This is a genomic window from Arthrobacter sp. alpha11c (genome assembly GCF_054149985.1).
This window is the reverse complement of the sequence record NZ_CP196747.1, coordinates 3,953,799-3,971,405: the sequence shown is the minus strand read 5'-3', so window position 1 is coordinate 3,971,405 and position 17,607 is coordinate 3,953,799. Positions and strand designations below refer to the sequence as shown.

Genomic DNA, 17,607 nt, shown 5'->3' with positions numbered 1-17,607 from the left:
CTCATGTACGGTCTAAGAGCGACCCGTATCTCCGCTGGGCCGCTTCCGGGTTGACGCCGAGCTCTGCCGCAAACCGGAATCCGCCAGACTCGCGGCAGAGACGGGGGACCCAGAGTTCCCGGGCCTGATTTTTCATAGGCCCTTGGGGTGAAGCCGCCTTGCGCGGCCGGACGGCCTCGTCCGAACCCGACAGCTAACCTCGCAGGCGTTGAGAGGCAACCACCATGTCCCCAACCATGGATCAGCCGCGCCGCGCCCAAATAGCGCGCGAGCGTACCCAGCCAACCGGACGCCGTCGGGCCCAACCCAGCGGATCCTCCACCAGCACGCCAGAAGCAGAAGCGGGTTTAATAGGCACGACGCCGGAACCCACCACCGCTCCTGCTCCCGCCCCTGCGGCACCCACCACGCGCGCGGCCGCTCGCGCGGCAGAGCGTGAACGGGCAGCGCAGGCAGTTATTTCTGCTGAGTCAGCTCCGGCTAAAACTGCTCCAGCAGAAACAGCACCGGCGGACTCTGCTGCGGCGGATTCTGCTGCGGTAGTTTCTGCTCCCCTGGAGCCGGCGACTGCTGCGATTCCAGCTGTTCCGGCGCGCGAACCGGTCGCTCCCGAACCGGCTACGGATCCCGAGCCTGCCACCGCTGCTATCCCGATCGTTCAGGCGCCCACGCCCGCCGCTGCACCCACCCCCGCCGCGCACGAACCGGACCCCGCTACCGCTGCCATTCCGATCGTTCCGGCGAAGAGCCCTGCCCAGCTCGCCGCAGCCGCGACCGCCGCCGCTGGTCTCGCAAGCCGGAAAGCCCTTCGCGCCCAAGAATCCGAGAGCGGAACAGCCCCTTCCGCGACAACGGCTGTCCAGTCCTCGGCAAGCGTCGCCCCTGCTTTCGGAGCGTCGTCCTTCAGCCACGAACCACACGCCGTCCTCACCAAGGCCGCCTCGGTCAAGACAATGGGCCAGCGCATGGCAGTTGTCGCTGGAGCATTGGGCTTGGTATTGACCGTTGGCACCATGAGCCAGGCCTTCGAGCTTCCCTTCTTCGGGAAGGAAGCACCGGCCCAGGAAGCCAGTGACGCAAAGACAGGTGGCGACAGCAGGCAGTCAACTTCGGCCGCCCCTGCGCCCAGCTCGTCCTACTCCAGTACCTCTGCTTCGTCGGCCAGCAGCGAGGCCGGACAGCCGGCAACTGTTGCAACGCAGTCGTCAGAAGAGGCACCCGCTCAGGGATCGGCGTCGTCCATTCCTACTCCGCAAGTTTCACTCGCGGATCCTGTTTGGGTCCCTTCGGCAGTCCCGTCCGCTGTTGTTCCTGTGCCGGGCGTGACAACTCCTGTCCCAACCCAGCCGGCCCCGAGCCCGGTTCCGTCGGACACGGTTACCACCCCACCTGCCACGACGACGCCGACGCCCACCGTCACTCCGGCGCCTACTCCAACACAGACTCCGGCGCCAAAGCCAAAGCCGACCGGGAGCCCCAGCACCACGCCGTCCAGTGGTTCAGCACTGGACCTGGACGGCATACTCGACGGCGCGACGGGGATTTTGAAGTGAGCACGCAACTTCCCAGGACCAGCAAGCACGTCGGATGGCACGGCCGGTACTGCAGCAGCAGCCGCACTGCCACCTTCCGTCATCGGATGGGCCGTTGGAGCTGCCAACGGTTGCGTCGGGCCTAGGAATCACGGCAACAAGAAATCACTGCAACGAGATGAGGCAGGCACCCAGGTGCCTGCCTCATCTTGTTCCGTGCGCCGCTTGTCCCTGGTATGGATCGCTTCTAGCCAAGCAGCCACGCCACCACAACCAACGCCACTATGCAAAGCACGGTTGTGCAGAGGATGACGTCCCTGGCCATTGTCATTCCGCGTCCGTAGGGAGAAGCGAAAAGGAAGACATTCTGGGCGGTTGGAAGTGCGGCCAGGATGACGCTGGCCAAGAGGTGCTGACCCTCCAACCCGAACACAAAGCGCCCCAACACCCAGACCACCACGGGCATGCCAGCCACCTTCAGAGTGGTTGCCACTACTGTCTCCACGCGGCCATCGCCTTTTTGGAGGGGCGCCTTGCCTGCCAGCGACATGCCAAAAGCCAGCAGAACCATGGGGACGGCAGCGCCGGCCAGCATGTCAATGGGTTTCTGGACGAGCTCCGGCGCATCCCACCCCGTCAGAGCCATCACCGCCCCCAGCCCCGAGGCGATAATCATGGGATTGGAGAAGGGCTGCAACAGCATCCGTTTCCAGGAGATTTTTGAACCACCTGCCACGCCCAGGACGCTGAGGTAGAAGGGCGCCATGATCAGGAGTTGAACCAGAAGGACCGGAGCAACGTGCTGCGCCGTGCCCACTGCATACAACGAGACAGGAATGCCAATGTTGTTCGCGTTGGCATAACTGCTGGCCATGGCACCAACCGCCGTTTCCGCCACCGGCCGCCGGAAGAACACGAAGCTCAGCAAACAATAGAGAAGGCCTATGACGGCTGCTGACAGGAGCGCAAGAGGGGCGTCGACCCCGAGTGCTGCACGGATATCGCTTTCACCTACCACCGTGAAGAGCAGCGCAGGATTGGTGATGTAGAACGCCGTTCGAGTCAGTGCGCCTTGGACATCAGGAGCCAACACTTTGTAGCGGGTGGCGAAATAACCCACCGCGATGACCGAAGCGACGATGAGGATTCCCGAGACAACGCCGCCCACCTTGCTCCTAAAAATTGTTGAGAAACCGCTTTCTCAGCGTAGGGGACGCCTGAAGGACTGTCCACTTCAGGCGTCCCCGTTCCACAACAGGCGTTCCACAACAGGCGTTCCATAGCCCGCGCAACTCACCGGCACGGCACGCGCTAAATCCGGGGCCGCGAGGCCCACCGCTGGGCCTTCAGTGCAGCATGCAGCTCAAGCCGGATGCCACCGCTCAACGGATCAGCTCCGATGAGTTGGCGGATCCGGCCGAGGCGGTTGTAGATGCTGCTCCTGTGCAGGTGAAGTTTCGCTGCCACATCCTGCACTGAGCTGTCGTTGTCATAGAGCAGTTCCAGCACGGGCAGGAGTTCGCCGTTCTTATCCTGGTCCTCCAAAGTCCGGAAATGAACGGAGCCCGTATCGTCCCAACCGCCCGGCGCCTGAAGACGATCGAAGAGTTGATAAACGCCAACCGCCCGGCTCTCCACCAGTTCCCCGAGGGGCGGATCAACGGCTGCGGCCTGCGCTGCAACCTTCGATTGCCTGTACGCGCCTGCCAATTGCCGGATGACCTGCAACGGCTCACTGATGCCCAGGATCACCCGGTCCACCGTGCGGCCCGCCCGCTTGGCGAGCTCCAATTGATAGTGCACCAGGACCTGGGCGTGATCCGCCCGGCCACCGGATTCCCGGAACAGGACAACGGAATGCGTCTCCGTCCCGGCGCTGAATAACGCGGCGTTGACACCAATAGTGGACTGCAACGCTGCTGTCCGGTGGGTTAGCGTTGCGGCAATGGGGTCGACGTCGGTTCCGCCACCATCCGCGTCCAGGATGGTCACCAGTTGCCACGGACCGCGGCCCTGGATCTCCTTCCAACCGGCCACCGCTGCCACGGCGTTCGACTCGCCGGCACAGGCGGCCAGGAACTCCTGCTCCCGCCTCCTTCGGAACTCTGATTCGGCTGTGTTGGAATCGAGCAACAAACCAGCCAACAGATCCAGTTCGTCACGCACGCCGGGCAATTCGGCGAGTATCGCCGTCGCGGTTTGCTCCTCAAGATCCTGTTGCACCCACAAGTAGCCCACCCGAAAACCGCGCACCAGCAGCGGGACGCAAACGCGGCCGAGCATGCCTAGCTCGTCGTTCGCCGGAACAACAACTGGGCGCACCGCCGTCGAGATGCCGTGGGACAGCTGCCAAGCACTGACATCGCTGGGCACGCGTTTGCTCAGGAGGAAGTTCACCCGGACGCGGTCGGCGTGGGATTGGTTGGAACTGTAGGCGAGGAGGACGCCGTCGAGGTCCTCCAGGGACAGCCCCCTGCCAAGCTTGAGCGCCACGCGTTCAACGATCTCCTCGACATCCTGCTGCATCCAGAAAGCGTACCAACAGCAGGCGACACCTGACGCTCCAGCACTCGACAAATGTCGAGCTGGTTTGAAGAAGATCCTTGAATTTACAGGGTTTTCGCTTCCGCTGTCCCGGAGGATCATGTCGCCTGCCTCACAGCCGGATTTATTCTGGAATCACAGCCCGCAGCAAATATCCGGCCGCAAAAAGCCGCTAACGATGGAGCCAGCAAATGATCATCGGCGTCCCCAAAGAAATCAAGAACAACGAGTTCCGCGTAGCCATCACGGCCGCAGGTGTCCACGAGTTCCGCACTCACGGACACACCGTTCTGGTTGAGCGGGGTGCGGGCCTGGGTTCTGGCATCACGGACGAGGAATACTCGATCGCAGGCGCCGAAATCGTTGCCGACGCCGATGACGTCTGGGGCCGGGCCGACATGGTCATGAAGGTCAAGGAACCCATCAAGGCCGAGTACCACCGCTTCCGCAAGGGCCTCATCCTCTTCACCTACCTCCACCTCGCCGCCGAGCCCGAACTCACCGCCGAGCTCATCAACTCCGGCGTCACGGCCATCGCCTACGAAACGGTCCAGGAAGGACGCACGCTCCCGCTGCTCGCCCCGATGTCCGAAGTTGCAGGGCGCCTGTCAGTGGTGGTTGGCGCTTCCTCGCTGATGGCTCCGGCTGGCGGCAAGGGCATCCTCCTCGGCGGTGTACCGGGTGTCCGTCCGGCCAAAGTTGTTGTCCTCGGTGCCGGTGTTGCCGGAACCAACGCCGCCGCCATGGCACTGGGCCTCGGTGCTGATGTCACCATCATGGACATCAACATCAACCGCCTGCGGGAACTCGACGCCCTCTACCAGGGCCGCTTGAAGACCGTGGCATCCAACGCCTACGAGATCGAGAAGTCAGTTGTCGACGCAGATCTCGTGATCGGCTCCGTCCTGATCCCCGGCGCCAAGGCGCCCAAGCTCGTCACCAACGAACTTGTGTCCCGGATGAAGCCCGGCTCTGTCCTGGTGGACATCGCCGTGGACCAGGGCGGCTGCTTCGAGGACACTCACCCCACCACCCACCAGGAACCGACGTACAAGGTCCACAACTCGATCTTCTACTGCGTTGCCAACATGCCTGGCGCTGTTCCGAACACGTCCACGTACGCACTGACCAACGTCACCCTGCGCTACGCCGTGGCACTGGCCAACCTGGGCGTCAAGGCCGCATTCGACCGCGACCCCGCCCTGGCCGCAGGCCTCAACATCGCTGCGGGCCACGTGGCACACCACTCGGTTTCCGAGGCGCACAACCTGCCCCTCGTCGCCGACTGGCACAGCTTGGTTACCGCCTAGGCTTTGCCCTTGCGGCGGTGACACGTCGCTGGCCCGCTGTTCCGTTGCTGCCCAGCAACGGAACAGCGGGCTTTGCACGTGCTGGGCGACAAACCCGTGCTCTAGCCGTTGCCGGGGGTGACTGGTTCCTCAGGGACAACGTGAGTGGGAACCGGCACGGGGATATCTGATTGCCGAAGGGTGGGCGGGGTTACGTTGGGCGCCTCGATGCCCGGCGGCGTGATGGGTGCCGCGGGAGTCGGGATGCTGATGTTGCCAGGCTGACCATTCCCGGGGATCTTGGGTGTTTCGGGCGTTCCCCCATTGGGAGCCTTGGGCGAATTGGAATGTCCTGACGCGCCATTGGTGCCGCCTTGGGGCTCCTGGCCTGGGTTGGCGCCATTTCCCGAGGTGGCATTGCCGGCCGGATTGCGGCCGGATGGGTATGGGGTCGCCGGAGTCACAGTGCGGCCGCGCTCCTGCTCGGAGGGGGAACCAGGATTCTGCCGCGATCCATTGCCTGATCCAGGCGTGAGCTGCGAAACTACTGAACCGATCGTGGAGCCCAGATGTTGGAAAGCGCCCGGGATGCCACCCTCGGAAGCGGCCGCGGCCGTAGCACCGCCCGCCAATGACACTGCCACAGCGAGCCCGGCGATCGCAGTGCGGCGCTTACGACGACGGCGGGCCGCAAGTTCGTCAGTGGGGGTTGAGCCAGTGGGGGTTGAGTCAGTCGGGCTTGGATCAGCGGCCGCGTCAGTGGATCCTTGGACCGACGTGAGTACCGCCGTCGGTGCACCTGCCGTGGCGGAGGCGACCTCCGCCGTCGTGCTTCTGCTGCTGGCAGCCCGGTCACTGATCATCAACGCACGGACGGCCGCAGAGGGCGGCGGAGCGGTGCTGGCAAGGGAGCGCAGTTCAAGAAGTTCGGCACGGATGTCGCGGGCGTCGTCGAGTCCGGAATCGGCCAACAGGCGGTCAACGGCCTGCTCGCCTGCACGACTGCTCCGCCGTCCGGCCGGGGTGATGCTTTCACTCATGGTGTGCCATTCCTTCGTAGTGCACTTTTCCTCAGTGCACTCAATGCCCTGCGCTGCAGTTGTTTTATTGCCCCTTGGGATTTGCCCATGATGGCCGCCGTTTCTTCTACGGAGAGGTCAGCCACCACCCTCAATGCCAGGACCTCGCGATAATCCGTGGCGAGGTCCTCCAGAAGTTCCGTGACACCCAGACTGCCGCGGCCAAAGGCCTGGTCCTCTGCCGAGGGCGCCCGCCGCGCGTCCAACTCAGCCTCGTACGGAGCTGAATCCGGGGTCCGTTCACGCTTGCGATAATGGTCCACCATGCGCGCGTGGGCGATCGAGAACAGCAGGGTCCTGGCCCCTTGGAGGCCACCCTGCAGGTCCGGCAGCTTCGGATACAGCGCAAGGAAGACGTCCTGCGTCACGGCTTCGGGATCGTCCACACCGCGGGCGCGGAGGTAGCCGAAAACCGGCCCGGAGAACTGGTTGTAGGCATCGGTGAAGAGCAGAGCGGGATCGTCCTCGTCCGTCTGCACATATTCATCAGCTAATGGGTTTAGCACCCGTGGATGCCTCCATCCCGCGCAGCGCAGCGGCCTCCCTGGAGCACCCTCCCGGTTGTTTCCCGGGCTCAGGACATCCGTTGCCACTGCCGTCTGTTACGTACGCCACCGTCCGTAAAGTGGTGGGGCTCCCCGTTCTAAACGAAGGAGCCCCACCCTTAAACCGTAACCGCTGGGTGCTTAGCGGACCGAATCGAGGCCTGCACCGGGAGCGGCAGGAACATCGGTGGGCACCTGCGTCGGCAGCGCGGGGGCGGCCGGTGTTGCAGGGACAGCGGGGACAGCCGGGGCACTTTCCGTTCCCGGAACAGCCGGGACCGCAGGAACGGCCGGAACCTTGGCTGCAACGGAAGCGTCACCGTCAGCGTTTGCGGAACCGTCAGCCTTCAGACCGGCAGCCTTGCCGGCGTCGACTACGGCTTGGCAGTGCGATTCAACGTTGGCTTCGCCGCCTGCGGCCACCACGATGGACTGGAAACCCGGCACCTTGGTGTCAGCCTTGAGTCCACCATGGATGAAGGCGGTGCAGAGACCGAATGCTTCAGGCGTTGTAGCGAGGGTGTCTTCAGCCTTGGACTTCGCAGCGTCAACAGCGTCCGCGGCCTTGGCTTCGCCAGCCTTGGCAGCGTCAGTTGCCTTTGCCTGTGCGGTCTCGACGGCGTCAGTCGCCTTGGCCTGGCCGGCTTCGGCCGCGTCTGCTGCCTTCGTGGCGAGGGGAGCGGGTGCGCCGACGAGGTCGTGGGCGCTCTGCTGGATTTCGGTGGGAAGCGCGCCATTGAAGGCAGCGACACCGGTTCCGCCGGCAGCTACAGCTCCGGCAGCCAGGACGCCGGCGGCGACTTTGCTAGTGGCAAGGACAGTGAACAAGGACATAAAAGCCTCCGACAAACGATGTGGGGATTGCCCCGGCAGCGTTTGGGTCGCTGCCGGATGATCAGCGTGCGGACGTGGCCCGCACACCCTCTACATCGTTCCGGGCACGGTTGAGGTTACGCCGTCCTTAATCTTTTTTCCGGGCCGTTGGTTTCCACAGCCGATAGTTCTCCCCATCGCACCTTCATCGGCGGGCGATTATGCTCATGAGATGCCCGGCGCAGCACTTCATGCCCGTCGGCGATCGACACGCCACGGCGTACAGGGGGAGCGTTATGGGACAGGGACTGGTCGGCGCCGACGTCGAGGACCTCCGGCGGCTATCGGCCGTAATGGACTCCGAAGCAGAGAAGATCACCAATCTTCAGCGGCAACTCAGCACGATGATTCAGAACGGCCACTACTGGCGCGGAAACGATGCTGAGCAGTTCCGTAGCCAATGGAACAGCGACCTCCATGGACGGCTCGCAGCAGCAGCACTGTGCTTGAAGACCAACGCCCGCGCCCTTCGCCTCAACGCGGAGCAGCAGGAACAGGCGTCCCTTGGTCTCCCCGGGGGCGGCGCTTCCGGGGGCGGTGGTGTTTCAGGCGTTTCAGGCGTTTCAGAGGGCAAAGACCCGTCCGGCTTACCCGGTTTCACCATGAGCCCAAGAACCTATGGGCCCATAACTGTCGAGGGCAGCGGCACCGTCGGTACTGAAGGCACAGCAGAGGCCCATGCATCGGTGGGTCCTGACGGAATCAGCGTTGACGCTTCGGGAGAGGTATCGTCCGGAGCTAAAGTCACGTTCACTGCCGAAGGTGAAAGGGGGCCCGTCAAGACCACCGTAACCAACGAGACGTTCGCTGGTTGGCGGGCAGACGGCAAGCTGGACGGAAAAATTCCTTTTGGCCTTGGCCCGATAAAGCTTGAGGCAAACGGTGAAGCATTTGTCGGCGTGGAAAACACCACCACCACGAAGAGCGACTTCTTCGATGGCTGGATCAACAACACCGTCACTGCCAGGGTCATGACTGGTGCGGAAGCAAGCGCACACATCACCGGACAAAGCCCGTTCCTCTTCTCCCCCGGCGGCGAAGCGTTTGCAGGCCAGAAAATGACCGTCGGCAACGAGACAGAAATCGCGGGCGGCCTGTTCGGATTTGGGCAGGGCACGGAAATCCGTGGCGGCGCATGGGCAAGCGCCGGAGAAGGCGAAATCAACGTCAACAAAGCCGGTGATGTGACGGGTGCAGCCGCCAGCGCAGGTGTTGGCGCCGAACTGACGGCATCCCAATACGTTGAGGTCCTCGGCCAAAAACTCTCGACGTCGGAGACAGTCGCCGCCGGTGCGGGCGAGGGACACTTTTTCAACGCGTCCCTGGATGAGGACGGACTCACCTTGGGCGTTGGTGCCAAGATCACCGCAGAGTTGGGACTTGGTGCTGGCGTGCAGGTCACGCTCAGCCCATCCGGATTTATGGATTCCGTGACCGGCTTTGTCGATTTTCTCAACAAATAAGCATTCCCATTTCCTGAACTTCCCTCAAACAGCGCCGGAAGGGCTCTCACGATGACCTCACAGCAAATCTTCCCGTCAAAGGCGTTCCCCGCCTACCCCACTATCAGCGTCAACCCGCCCGCAGGTTGGACGGAGCAGGTGGTCCCTGACGCGGTGGGTGCACTGATGGGACCCGCTTCCGAGGGCAGCTACACGCCGAATGTGGTCATTTCCGTATCCCGTCGCGTGCCGGGGTATCAGCTGCAGGACATCGCTGCTTCCGTGGACGCCTTCTTGGCTGACCTGCCCGACGCCGTGCTTCTAGGCACCGAACCTGTTGTCATCAATGGCCGCCAATGGCACGTGCGGGAGGCGCGGTATACACACCCTCAGGCAGGCTCGCTGGCCCAATTCACGGCCGTGACGGTGTTCCACCACGAAGTAGCTTCCGACGTCGTGCAGTTAACCGGTAGCTGCCAGCCGCTCGAGGGAAACCAGGACCTGAAAGCGATCTATTCCTTGGTGGCGAGTGCAGACGTCAGTGCCGGACCTGCCTAAACAGATCCGCACTTAGGAGCACAGGGCACGCGCCTGTTCGATCAGCTTCAGCACCGCCACGGAGTCAGCCGGATCCACCGGTACAGGACGCGCGGATGCCGCACCGCCGCCGTCGATCTTTTCGGCGAGGAGCCGATAGAACTCAGGGTAGGCTCCGCGCGCCGTGGGGATGGTTCGGCGCCGGCCGTCAGACTCAAGGGTCCCGTAATTTTCGGCAGGTTCGACGCCGTACTCAGCATCCGTCGGCAGTCCACCGCCCAGAACAAAGGGCTCCTGCGGATCAGTGCCGAACTTTACAAAACCACCCTCGGTGCCCAGCACGCGGAAACGCGGTCCGTGGAGGTGGCTGTTGAGGTTCAGGGTTACGTGGCTGACGACGCCGGATTGGTGCTGGAGCGCGATGAAGACGTCGTCGTCGGCCTTCTCCTGCGGACGTCGTGCAACGATCTCGGCATAGGTGACGTACGCGGGTCCGAAGAACTGGACGGCCAGGTCCAGCACGTGTGCACCGAGGTCGAACAAGACTCCACCGCCGTCCTCGGCAGTAGCGCTTGCTTTCCACGCTTTGGCGATCTCCGGTGCCCAGCGCTCCATCCCCGCTTCAAACCTGGTCACCGTACCCAGCGTCCCGGCGTCGAGCAGTTTCTTCAGGGTGAGCGCGTCTCCGTCCCAGCGGCGGTTTTGGTAAACAGTGAGGACGCGGCCCGCCCGCGCGGCGAGTTGGATCAGCTCCTCACCCTGCGCACTGTGGACAACAAAAGGCTTATCGACGACGACGTCGAGCCCGGCTTCCAGCGCGGCTTTCGCCAGCGGATAGTGGGTCGCAGGCGGTGTGCCAAGGACGACGAGATCCAGTTCATCGGCTAGCGCCAGGATGTCCTGCGGCGTGTTGACCATCTTTGCCTGCGGGTATCGTTCAGCCGCTTTGGCCTGCCTTCGGGCGTCGGATGTGGCAATGACGGCAAGCTCATACGAATTGTTGCTTGCAATGAAGGGCGCATGGAACACGCTGCCCGATAACCCAAAACCTGCGATGGCGGTGCGAATCGGCCTGGAAGTCATGCCCCAAGGCTAATTCAGTAAACCTCCCGCCGGTGCGCGCTGCGGAAGATCAGGACGACGAGTTCTCGAACGAACTCAACGGGTGATGCCGTTCTCCTTCAGAAGGTCATCAAGGCCAACCCGGGTGCCGTCGTCTTCTGCTTTGGCTTCGTGGAGATCCCTGATGTCCGCTTCGTCTTCCAAATGCTCGAAATGCTCGGCAACAACTCTCGCGAAATAGTCCTCTGCACCCATGAGCTCATCTTAGGCCGCGGGACGTGAGAGAACGTTTCGCGAAAGGCCGCAGGACGTGAGAGAGGGATCCGGAAAAGGAGGCAGGACCTGAGGAAACGATCGTGAAAAGGCAGCAGGATGTGAGAGAAGGATGGCAAGGGGAAGGCCGGGAGCCGCCCCGAACCGGTGAACAGGTTCAGGGAAGCTCCCGGCCTCGTTGTGTCTAAGCCCTACGGCTGTTCTTTAGACCCAGAGCAGAGCGTTACTTCTTGGCGCCCTTTTCCCAGCCGAGAGTGGTCCAGTCCGGAACGTTGGACAGGCTCTTGAACAGGGACGGGCCGTAGTTGGCCAGGCCCGTGCGCACAAACTGGATCTCCGGGCCGTTGAGGACGGTGCCCATGGAGAAGTACTTCTCCATGTGCTTCTTTTCTACGTCCATGGCCGCCTTGTTGCGCTCGGTGTCATCGGCGATGGTCGCAAGACGCTTGATTTCAGCGTCGAGCTCAGCATCGCCCAGGCCGTTTTCGTTGGTCGACGAATCGTAGAACTGCTTCACCGCGTCCGTGGCATCCGCGCCCACGGTGTAACCGGAGATGGTGACGTCGAACTCGCGGCCACCGATGACCTTGCCGAAGTCGGCGTCACCGCGCTGGTCGATGGTGACATCCATGCCGGCAGCCTTGAGTTGATTCTGCAACGTCTGCGAGGTTGCGGCCGTGGTGGGGTCGTCGCCGAAGTTGGTGATCTTGAAGGCCACGGGGACCCCGTCCTTCGCCATGATGCCCTTGTCGTTCGGGGCATAGCCAGCGTCGGTAAGGACCTTCTTGGCCTGCTCAGCGCCGGTGTCCTTCACGGGGTAGTTGTCCTGGTAGTACTCGGAGAACGGCATGAGCATCATGGAGCCCGAGCTTTCTTCGGACCAGTTCAGGCCGTTGAAGCGGACATCGCGGATAGCCTTGCGGTCCACTGCGGTGAAGATCGCCTTGCGGACGGCAACATCAGTAAGTGCCGGGCGCTTGGCATTCAGGTTGAGGCCACCTGCGAACAGGCGCTGGCCGCGGCGAACGTCGGCGTCTTTGGTACCTTCGAGCTGCTTGTAACGGCCAAGGGTACGACCATTGGCGGCGTCGATTTCACCATTCTTGAAAGCGGCAATCGTAGCGCTGGGCTCCATCTGGCGCCAAACAACCTTGTCGAGGACCGGCTTCTGTCCCCACCACTTGTCGTTGGGAACCATGGTGACGGTTTTTGCGGTGGTGTCGTAGTTTTCAACCTTGAACGGGCCAGCCATCCACTCGGGGTGCATGTTGCCGGCGAAGCCCGTGTTGAAGATTTCCGGGGTGTTGATCGCGGGGTGGATCAGTCCGAAGAAGAGGCTCTCCAGCGGGAAGACCGGCTGGGTGGTGGTGACAATGACTTCTTTGTCGTTGGCGCCGGCCTTGACCGAATCCACGAAAGCGTAGGCGCCGGCGGAAACGATGTCGATTGACTTGTCGTCGCCCTTCAGCATCTTCCACGTGTTCTCGAAGGTCTTGACGTCAATCGGCGTTCCATCGTTCCAGGTCGCCTTGTCGTTGACCTTGATGGTGATGGTCTGCTTGCCATCCTTGACTTCGCTCTTGACGTCTTCGCAGAAGTCCTTGTTCGGCTCAGCTTTGCCGTTGAAGTCCAACTTCCAGCAGCCGCCAATGCCGCCGCTGTTGATGGAAGCCGTATTAACCGGGGTCATCAGCGCCGAGTTGTCTGCGCTGTTGCCCACATTGGAGAAGCCGTTAAAGTCGGGGCCAATGCTGCCCACGGCAAGGGTGACAGTGCCGCCCTGCTCCAGGTCTTTGGCTTCCTTGGCATTAACGCTAATGAGCTTGCTGATGTCGCCGCCAGCTTCTTCGGCCTTCTGGGAGGCCGGACCCGACGGCGTTCCCCGCCGCAAGCGGTCAGCATCAGTGCTGCTGCAACTGCTACGCCGCCGATCGTCGTGTACTTCTTCATGGTTTGCCCTTCATGTTTACGACTGGAAATCTTTACGAATTGAATACAGGGTTCAATCAATGAGTCATTTGTCGTCAGGCATGCACCACCAGCATGTCGGCATCTATTTCCCCGTCCGGGAAGAAGCATGCAAACTCCTGTTGACCTTCTGAAGCAAGTGGCGGCTCCAGAGTAAGGCACTTCTCCTGCTTGGCGGCAGGTAGTGCGGCGAATACGGGGCAACGCGTTGCGAAATTGCAACCCTTTGGCGCATCAAGAGGGCTGGGCAGATCGCCCTGCAGGATGATGCGTTCACGCGTGCGTTCCAGATGAGGATCGGGTACCGGGATCGCCGATAGCAGGGCCCTCGTGTAGGGGTGCCGCGGATTGTCGAACACTTCGTCCACATCGCCGGTTTCCACGATCTTGCCCAGGTACATCACGGCCACGCGATCCGAGATGTGGCGGACCACGGAGAGGTCGTGGGCAACCATCAGGTAGCTCAGGCCAAGTTCGGCGCGAAGCTGGTCCAGCAGGTTGATAACGCCGGCTTGGACGGAGACGTCCAAGGCGGAAACGGGTTCATCCAGCACCACGAGCTTTGGATTCACTGCGAGCGCCCGGGCGATGCCGATGCGCTGGCGCTGGCCTCCGGAGAACTGGTTGGGGAAGCGGTTGACGTGGTCCGCCTGCAGGCCCACGAGCCGCATGAGTTCCATGATCCGCTTCCGGACGGCCGCCTTGGGCATGCCCAGGTTCTCCAGCGGTTCGGCCAGAACTTCGTACACCGTGAAGCGCGGATCCAGTGCACCCGTGGGGTCCTGGAACACCATCTGCATTTCCTTGCGCATGGCCATCTTGGTCTTGGAGTCGGTGGCAACCTTGTTGCTCACGCCTCCGATCACCACTTCGCCCACTTGGTCCGGGTGGAACTCCATGATTTCCAGCAACGTGGTGGTCTTCCCGCAACCGGACTCGCCCACGATGGAGAGGCACTCGCCTTCGCGGATGTCGAAACTCAGCCCGTCAACGGCCTTGACCGTGCCGATCCGGCGCTTGATCAGCGCGCCCTTGAGCAGTGGGAAGTGTTTCTTCACGTCCTTGAGCTCAAGGACCTTGTCGCGCTCGAGGCGGGCAACGCCGTCGAACTTTGACACGGGCTTGGGCGGCGCCTGGAAAATCTGGTGGGCGTCCGCCTCGCCGGATAGCTGGTCCGTTTTGATGCAGGCTGCCCTGTGACCTTCGGAACCGGGTACCGAAAAGAGCTCGGGCTCGCCGTGCAGGCAGGCATCGCTGGCGAGCGGGCAGCGCGGAGCGAACGAGCAGCCGGTTACGGGCAGTGTCAGGTTGGGCGGCGTGCCTTCGATCGGAACCAGCGACTGCTTGTTGGCGGTGTCAACGCGGGGGACGGCGCCGAGGAGACCCATGGTGTACGGCATGCGGGGGTTGTAATAGATGTCCTCCACCGTCCCGGTTTCCACGGGCTTACCTGCGTACATGACCATGATGTCGTCGGCCATGCCCGCCACGACGCCGAGGTCGTGGGTGATCATGACGACGGCGGCGCCGGTCTCCTCTTGCGCTGTGTGCAGGACCTCCAGCACCTGCGCCTGGATGGTGACATCCAACGCCGTCGTGGGTTCATCCGCGATGAGTACCCTCGGATCGTTGGCAATCGCGATGGCGATCATCACGCGCTGGCGCATGCCGCCGGAAAATTCATGCGGGAAAGCCTTCAGCCGGTCCTTTGGACTCGGGATGCCCACCATTCGCAAAAGTTCGACGGCGCGGGCTTCTTTAGCCTGTTTGCTCATGGTGGGGTTGTGGACGGTCAGGGCCTCGATGATCTGGTTCCCCACGGTGTAAACGGGGGTCAGGGAGGAAAGCGGGTCCTGGAACACCATGGCGATATCGCTGCCACGGTGCTTGCACATCGCTTTGTCGCTCAGGCCGAGGAGTTCCTTGCCCTTGTAGCGCACGGAACCGGAGATGTCCGCGGTCTCGGGGAGGAGTCCCATGATGGCCATGGACGTCACGGACTTTCCGGAGCCCGATTCGCCCACGATGCCCAGGGTTTTTCCGGGCATGAGGTCGAAGTCCACACCGCGCACGGCGTGGACAACGCCGTTTTCAGAATTGAAGCGGACGTTGAGGTCCCGGACGCTCAGGACGGCATCGCCAGGGGCGTAGAGCCCGGCGTCGCGAAGTCGCTCTGCGGGCGTGTGGGAGATGTTGGTGCTCATTTGCTGGTCTTCTTTGCGGTCTTGGTCTTCGCGCGGCCGATGGAACTGGAGCTGGGGTCGAAGGCGTCGCGGAGGCCGTCGTTCATCATGGCCAGCGAACCGGTCAGGAGGAACATGACGGTCAGCGGAACCCAGAACATCCACGGGAACGAGGACACCTGGCCGGTGGCTTGGCCGATGAGGACTCCCAGGCTGACATCGGGGAGCTTGATGCCGATGCCGATGAAGGAGAACGCCACTTCGGCGAGGACGGCACCGGTAATACCGCGGGTGAAATCGAGGACCAACAGTGAGCCGATGTTGGGGACGAGGTGACGCCATACGATCTTGCGGGAGGGAACACCCATGTACTTGGCGGCTTTGACGTAGTCCCGCTGCATGAGGGACATCGACAATGAGCGCACCAGGCGGGCGGTGCCCATCCAGCTGAAGAACAGCAGCACGATGATCAGCAGGAGCCAGCTGGGGAGGTCCTTGAGTCCGCCGCCCCCGCTGGTGGCCACTGCGACCACCAGAATGGCCGGCATCATGATGAGGGCTTCAAGGATGAACAACATCACGGCGTCCACTTTGCCGCCGAAGAACGCCATGGTGCAGCCATAGACGGCGGAAATCAGCACAGATACGCCGCCCACGATCAGCCCGATGAAGATCGAGATCCGAGTGCCTTCAACGATGAGCGCCATAAGGTCGATGCCGGCCTGCGTCGTACCCAGGAAGTGATCCGGTGATGGTCCCATGCCGATGTTGAGGGGATCAATCGTGTCCTTGTCCCACGGCGTCAGGAACCCGCCGAACAGGGAGAAGAGGAACAGCGCCAGGAAGATCAACAAACCGGCGACGGCGGTACGGTTCCGCATGAAGCGACGGAAGATAATGCGGGACTTCCCTATGACGACGTCTTGGTCAGCAACCCTTGACTCGTCGATTTCCGCAATGGGATCAATGATGTTCGTCATTACTGGACCCTCACTCGTGGATCCACCAGCGTCGTCGCGAAGTCGGCAAGGATGGCGCCGATCGCGAAGATCACCGAGCCGTAGGCCAGCGTCGCCGTGGCGACGTTAACGTCCTGAAGCCCGATGGCCTGGATGCTCCACAGGCCGATGCCGGGCCAGGCGAAGATCGCCTCGGCAAAGAAGCCGCCGGTGAAGATCGCGGGAATGGTGAAGGCAATGCTCTGCGCCACGGGAATGAAGGACACCCGCAGGGCATGCCTGCGGATGGCCTGGTTGCGGGTAAGCCCTTTTGCCCTGGCGGTGCGGACGAAGTCGGCATTCACGTTGTCCAGGAGATACTGCCGCTGGGCGATCTGGTAACCAGCCCAACCGAAGATGGTCATCGCGAAGGTGGGCACGGCGTAGTGGGCCACAAGGTCAACGAAAGCCGGCCAACCCGGCTCGATCCCCGGCGTCGAGATGCCGGTGACGAAAAAGATGCGCTGGCCTACGGTTTCGTTGACGCTGATGGCGCCCAACTGGACCAGGAAGTAGGCGATCGGCGCGGGAAGGATATGCACCAGGTAGCTGTAGGACGTGATGACGCGGTCCTGGTACTTGTATTGCCGCGCCGCTGAGTAAACGCCGAGCGCGACGCCGATGATCAGCGTCAGGATGATGGAGGCGATAAAGAGCCTTGTGGAAACGAGTACCCGGTCAGCAAATTCGGCGTTGACGAATGCTCCGTTCGGGCTGCGGCCCCAGTCCCAGCGGGTGACGATTCCGCCGAGCCACCCGATATAGCGTTCCCAAGCATTGGCGTTGGGGTCCAGGCCCAGTCCACGGAAGGAGGCGGCTACCTGTTCCGGGGTTGGCCGCGGAATCTTCTCCTGTTCCAGGACCGCGGGTTTGAGCGTTGATACTGCCAGGAAATAGCCCGCGCTCGTGGTCAGGAAGATCATGATCAGGTAAATGCCCGACCGCTTCGTCAGATATTTCAGCATGTCGGGCGGCTGCCCTGGATCGTGGCAAAGCTCAATGCTCGTCCTTCCGCGGTTCCCGGCTGTGGCCGGCGTCAGCTACGAATTGGCATGAGGGGTGATGGCCCCCCAGACCCCTCCACGTGAACACCGCCCTTGTATGGCATGGGTCACATTCAAGAGGAAACTACCACAATAACTGCTTCACGTTTCGTTCAATGAGGCCCCGTTTCATGCCTGCAGCCAGATTGTTATCTGGATTCGCGTCACGATTTCGACGGCGGTGGCACTGTGGCGCTTACAACCCGACTCTTGTGAGGCCCGCTCTGCGCCCTAAGTTC

Annotated in this window: 14 protein-coding genes, 1 pseudogene and 1 riboswitch; of the genes and pseudogenes, 4 read left to right on the top strand and 11 right to left on the bottom strand. The window is 62.4% G+C overall.

From position 1 onward, the window contains the following. Positions 1-71: 71 nt before the first annotated feature. Positions 72-222: riboswitch (cyclic di-AMP (ydaO/yuaA leader) on the top strand. 2 nt (positions 223-224) lie between these two features. Further along, the gene (locus ACTAQJ_RS18460; RefSeq protein WP_498698315.1) at positions 225-1,553 is read left to right on the top strand and encodes a hypothetical protein; all 1,329 of its coding nucleotides are present in this window, start codon (positions 225-227) and stop codon (positions 1,551-1,553) included. Positions 1,554-1,779: 226 nt separating this feature from the next. Here ACTAQJ_RS18460 and ACTAQJ_RS18455 read toward each other — a convergent pair whose 3' ends face one another. Further along, the gene (locus tag ACTAQJ_RS18455; RefSeq protein WP_498698312.1) at positions 1,780-2,700 is read right to left on the bottom strand and encodes an AEC family transporter; all 921 of its coding nucleotides are present in this window, start codon (positions 2,698-2,700) and stop codon (positions 1,780-1,782) included. Between the two features lie 143 nt (positions 2,701-2,843). Further along, positions 2,844-4,058: a PucR family transcriptional regulator gene (locus tag ACTAQJ_RS18450; RefSeq protein WP_498698310.1), complete on the bottom strand. Its 1,215-nt coding sequence runs from the start codon at positions 4,056-4,058 to the stop codon at positions 2,844-2,846. Positions 4,059-4,267: 209 nt separating this feature from the next. On the opposite strand from ACTAQJ_RS18450, the gene ald reads away from it, so the two are divergent. Further along, a complete protein-coding gene (gene ald, locus ACTAQJ_RS18445; protein ID WP_431117067.1) occupies positions 4,268-5,386 on the top strand; it encodes an alanine dehydrogenase in 1,119 nt (372 codons plus the stop codon). 101 nt (positions 5,387-5,487) lie between these two features. On the opposite strand, the gene ACTAQJ_RS18440 is transcribed toward ald, so the two are convergent. The 3 genes from ACTAQJ_RS18440 to ACTAQJ_RS18430 all read right to left on the bottom strand — a co-directional run bounded on the left by ACTAQJ_RS18440 (position 5,488) and on the right by ACTAQJ_RS18430 (position 7,823). After that, on the bottom strand, positions 5,488-6,405 hold the full coding sequence (locus tag ACTAQJ_RS18440; protein ID WP_498698309.1) for a hypothetical protein: 918 nt from the start codon (positions 6,403-6,405) through the stop codon (positions 5,488-5,490). Further along, the gene (locus tag ACTAQJ_RS18435) at positions 6,402-6,950 is read right to left on the bottom strand and encodes an RNA polymerase sigma factor (protein ID WP_477515455.1); all 549 of its coding nucleotides are present in this window, start codon (positions 6,948-6,950) and stop codon (positions 6,402-6,404) included. Before ACTAQJ_RS18435 ends, ACTAQJ_RS18440 begins: the two co-directional genes overlap by 4 nt. Positions 6,951-7,130: 180 nt before the next feature. Continuing rightward, positions 7,131-7,823 carry a hypothetical protein gene (locus tag ACTAQJ_RS18430; RefSeq protein WP_498698305.1) on the bottom strand — a complete coding sequence of 231 codons (693 nt, stop codon included), beginning with the start codon at positions 7,821-7,823 and terminating at the stop codon, positions 7,131-7,133. A 275-nt stretch (positions 7,824-8,098) separates the two neighbouring features. On the opposite strand from ACTAQJ_RS18430, the gene ACTAQJ_RS18425 reads away from it, so the two are divergent. Both ACTAQJ_RS18425 and ACTAQJ_RS18420 read left to right on the top strand, forming a co-directional pair. Further along, the gene (locus ACTAQJ_RS18425) at positions 8,099-9,325 is read left to right on the top strand and encodes a WXG100 family type VII secretion target (protein WP_498698303.1); all 1,227 of its coding nucleotides are present in this window, start codon (positions 8,099-8,101) and stop codon (positions 9,323-9,325) included. Positions 9,326-9,376: 51 nt separating this feature from the next. Next, a complete protein-coding gene (locus ACTAQJ_RS18420; RefSeq protein ID WP_498698301.1) occupies positions 9,377-9,862 on the top strand; it encodes a hypothetical protein in 486 nt (161 codons plus the stop codon). Positions 9,863-9,874: 12 nt separating this feature from the next. On the opposite strand, the gene ACTAQJ_RS18415 is transcribed toward ACTAQJ_RS18420, so the two are convergent. The 6 genes and pseudogenes from ACTAQJ_RS18415 to ACTAQJ_RS18390 all read right to left on the bottom strand — a co-directional run bounded on the left by ACTAQJ_RS18415 (position 9,875) and on the right by ACTAQJ_RS18390 (position 17,290). Then, the gene (locus ACTAQJ_RS18415; protein ID WP_498698299.1) at positions 9,875-10,924 is read right to left on the bottom strand and encodes a Gfo/Idh/MocA family protein; all 1,050 of its coding nucleotides are present in this window, start codon (positions 10,922-10,924) and stop codon (positions 9,875-9,877) included. Positions 10,925-10,999: 75 nt separating this feature from the next. Beyond that, positions 11,000-11,158, bottom strand: coding sequence for a hypothetical protein (locus tag ACTAQJ_RS18410; protein ID WP_498698297.1), 159 nt, complete (start codon positions 11,156-11,158; stop codon positions 11,000-11,002). Positions 11,159-11,399: 241 nt separating this feature from the next. Further along, positions 11,400-13,126: pseudogene (locus tag ACTAQJ_RS18405) on the bottom strand (ABC transporter family substrate-binding protein). Between the two features lie 74 nt (positions 13,127-13,200). Beyond that, the gene (locus ACTAQJ_RS18400; RefSeq protein ID WP_442004453.1) at positions 13,201-15,348 is read right to left on the bottom strand and encodes an ABC transporter ATP-binding protein; all 2,148 of its coding nucleotides are present in this window, start codon (positions 15,346-15,348) and stop codon (positions 13,201-13,203) included. After that, positions 15,345-16,307, bottom strand: a complete 963-nt coding sequence (locus ACTAQJ_RS18395) for an ABC transporter permease (protein ID WP_498698293.1) — start codon at positions 16,305-16,307, stop codon at positions 15,345-15,347. The genes ACTAQJ_RS18400 and ACTAQJ_RS18395 overlap by 4 nt, the downstream gene beginning before the upstream one ends. Next, entirely contained in the window at positions 16,307-17,290 is a 984-nt protein-coding gene (locus ACTAQJ_RS18390; protein ID WP_498698291.1) for an ABC transporter permease, read from the bottom strand. Before ACTAQJ_RS18390 ends, ACTAQJ_RS18395 begins: the two co-directional genes overlap by 1 nt. Positions 17,291-17,607: the final 317 nt, after the last annotated feature.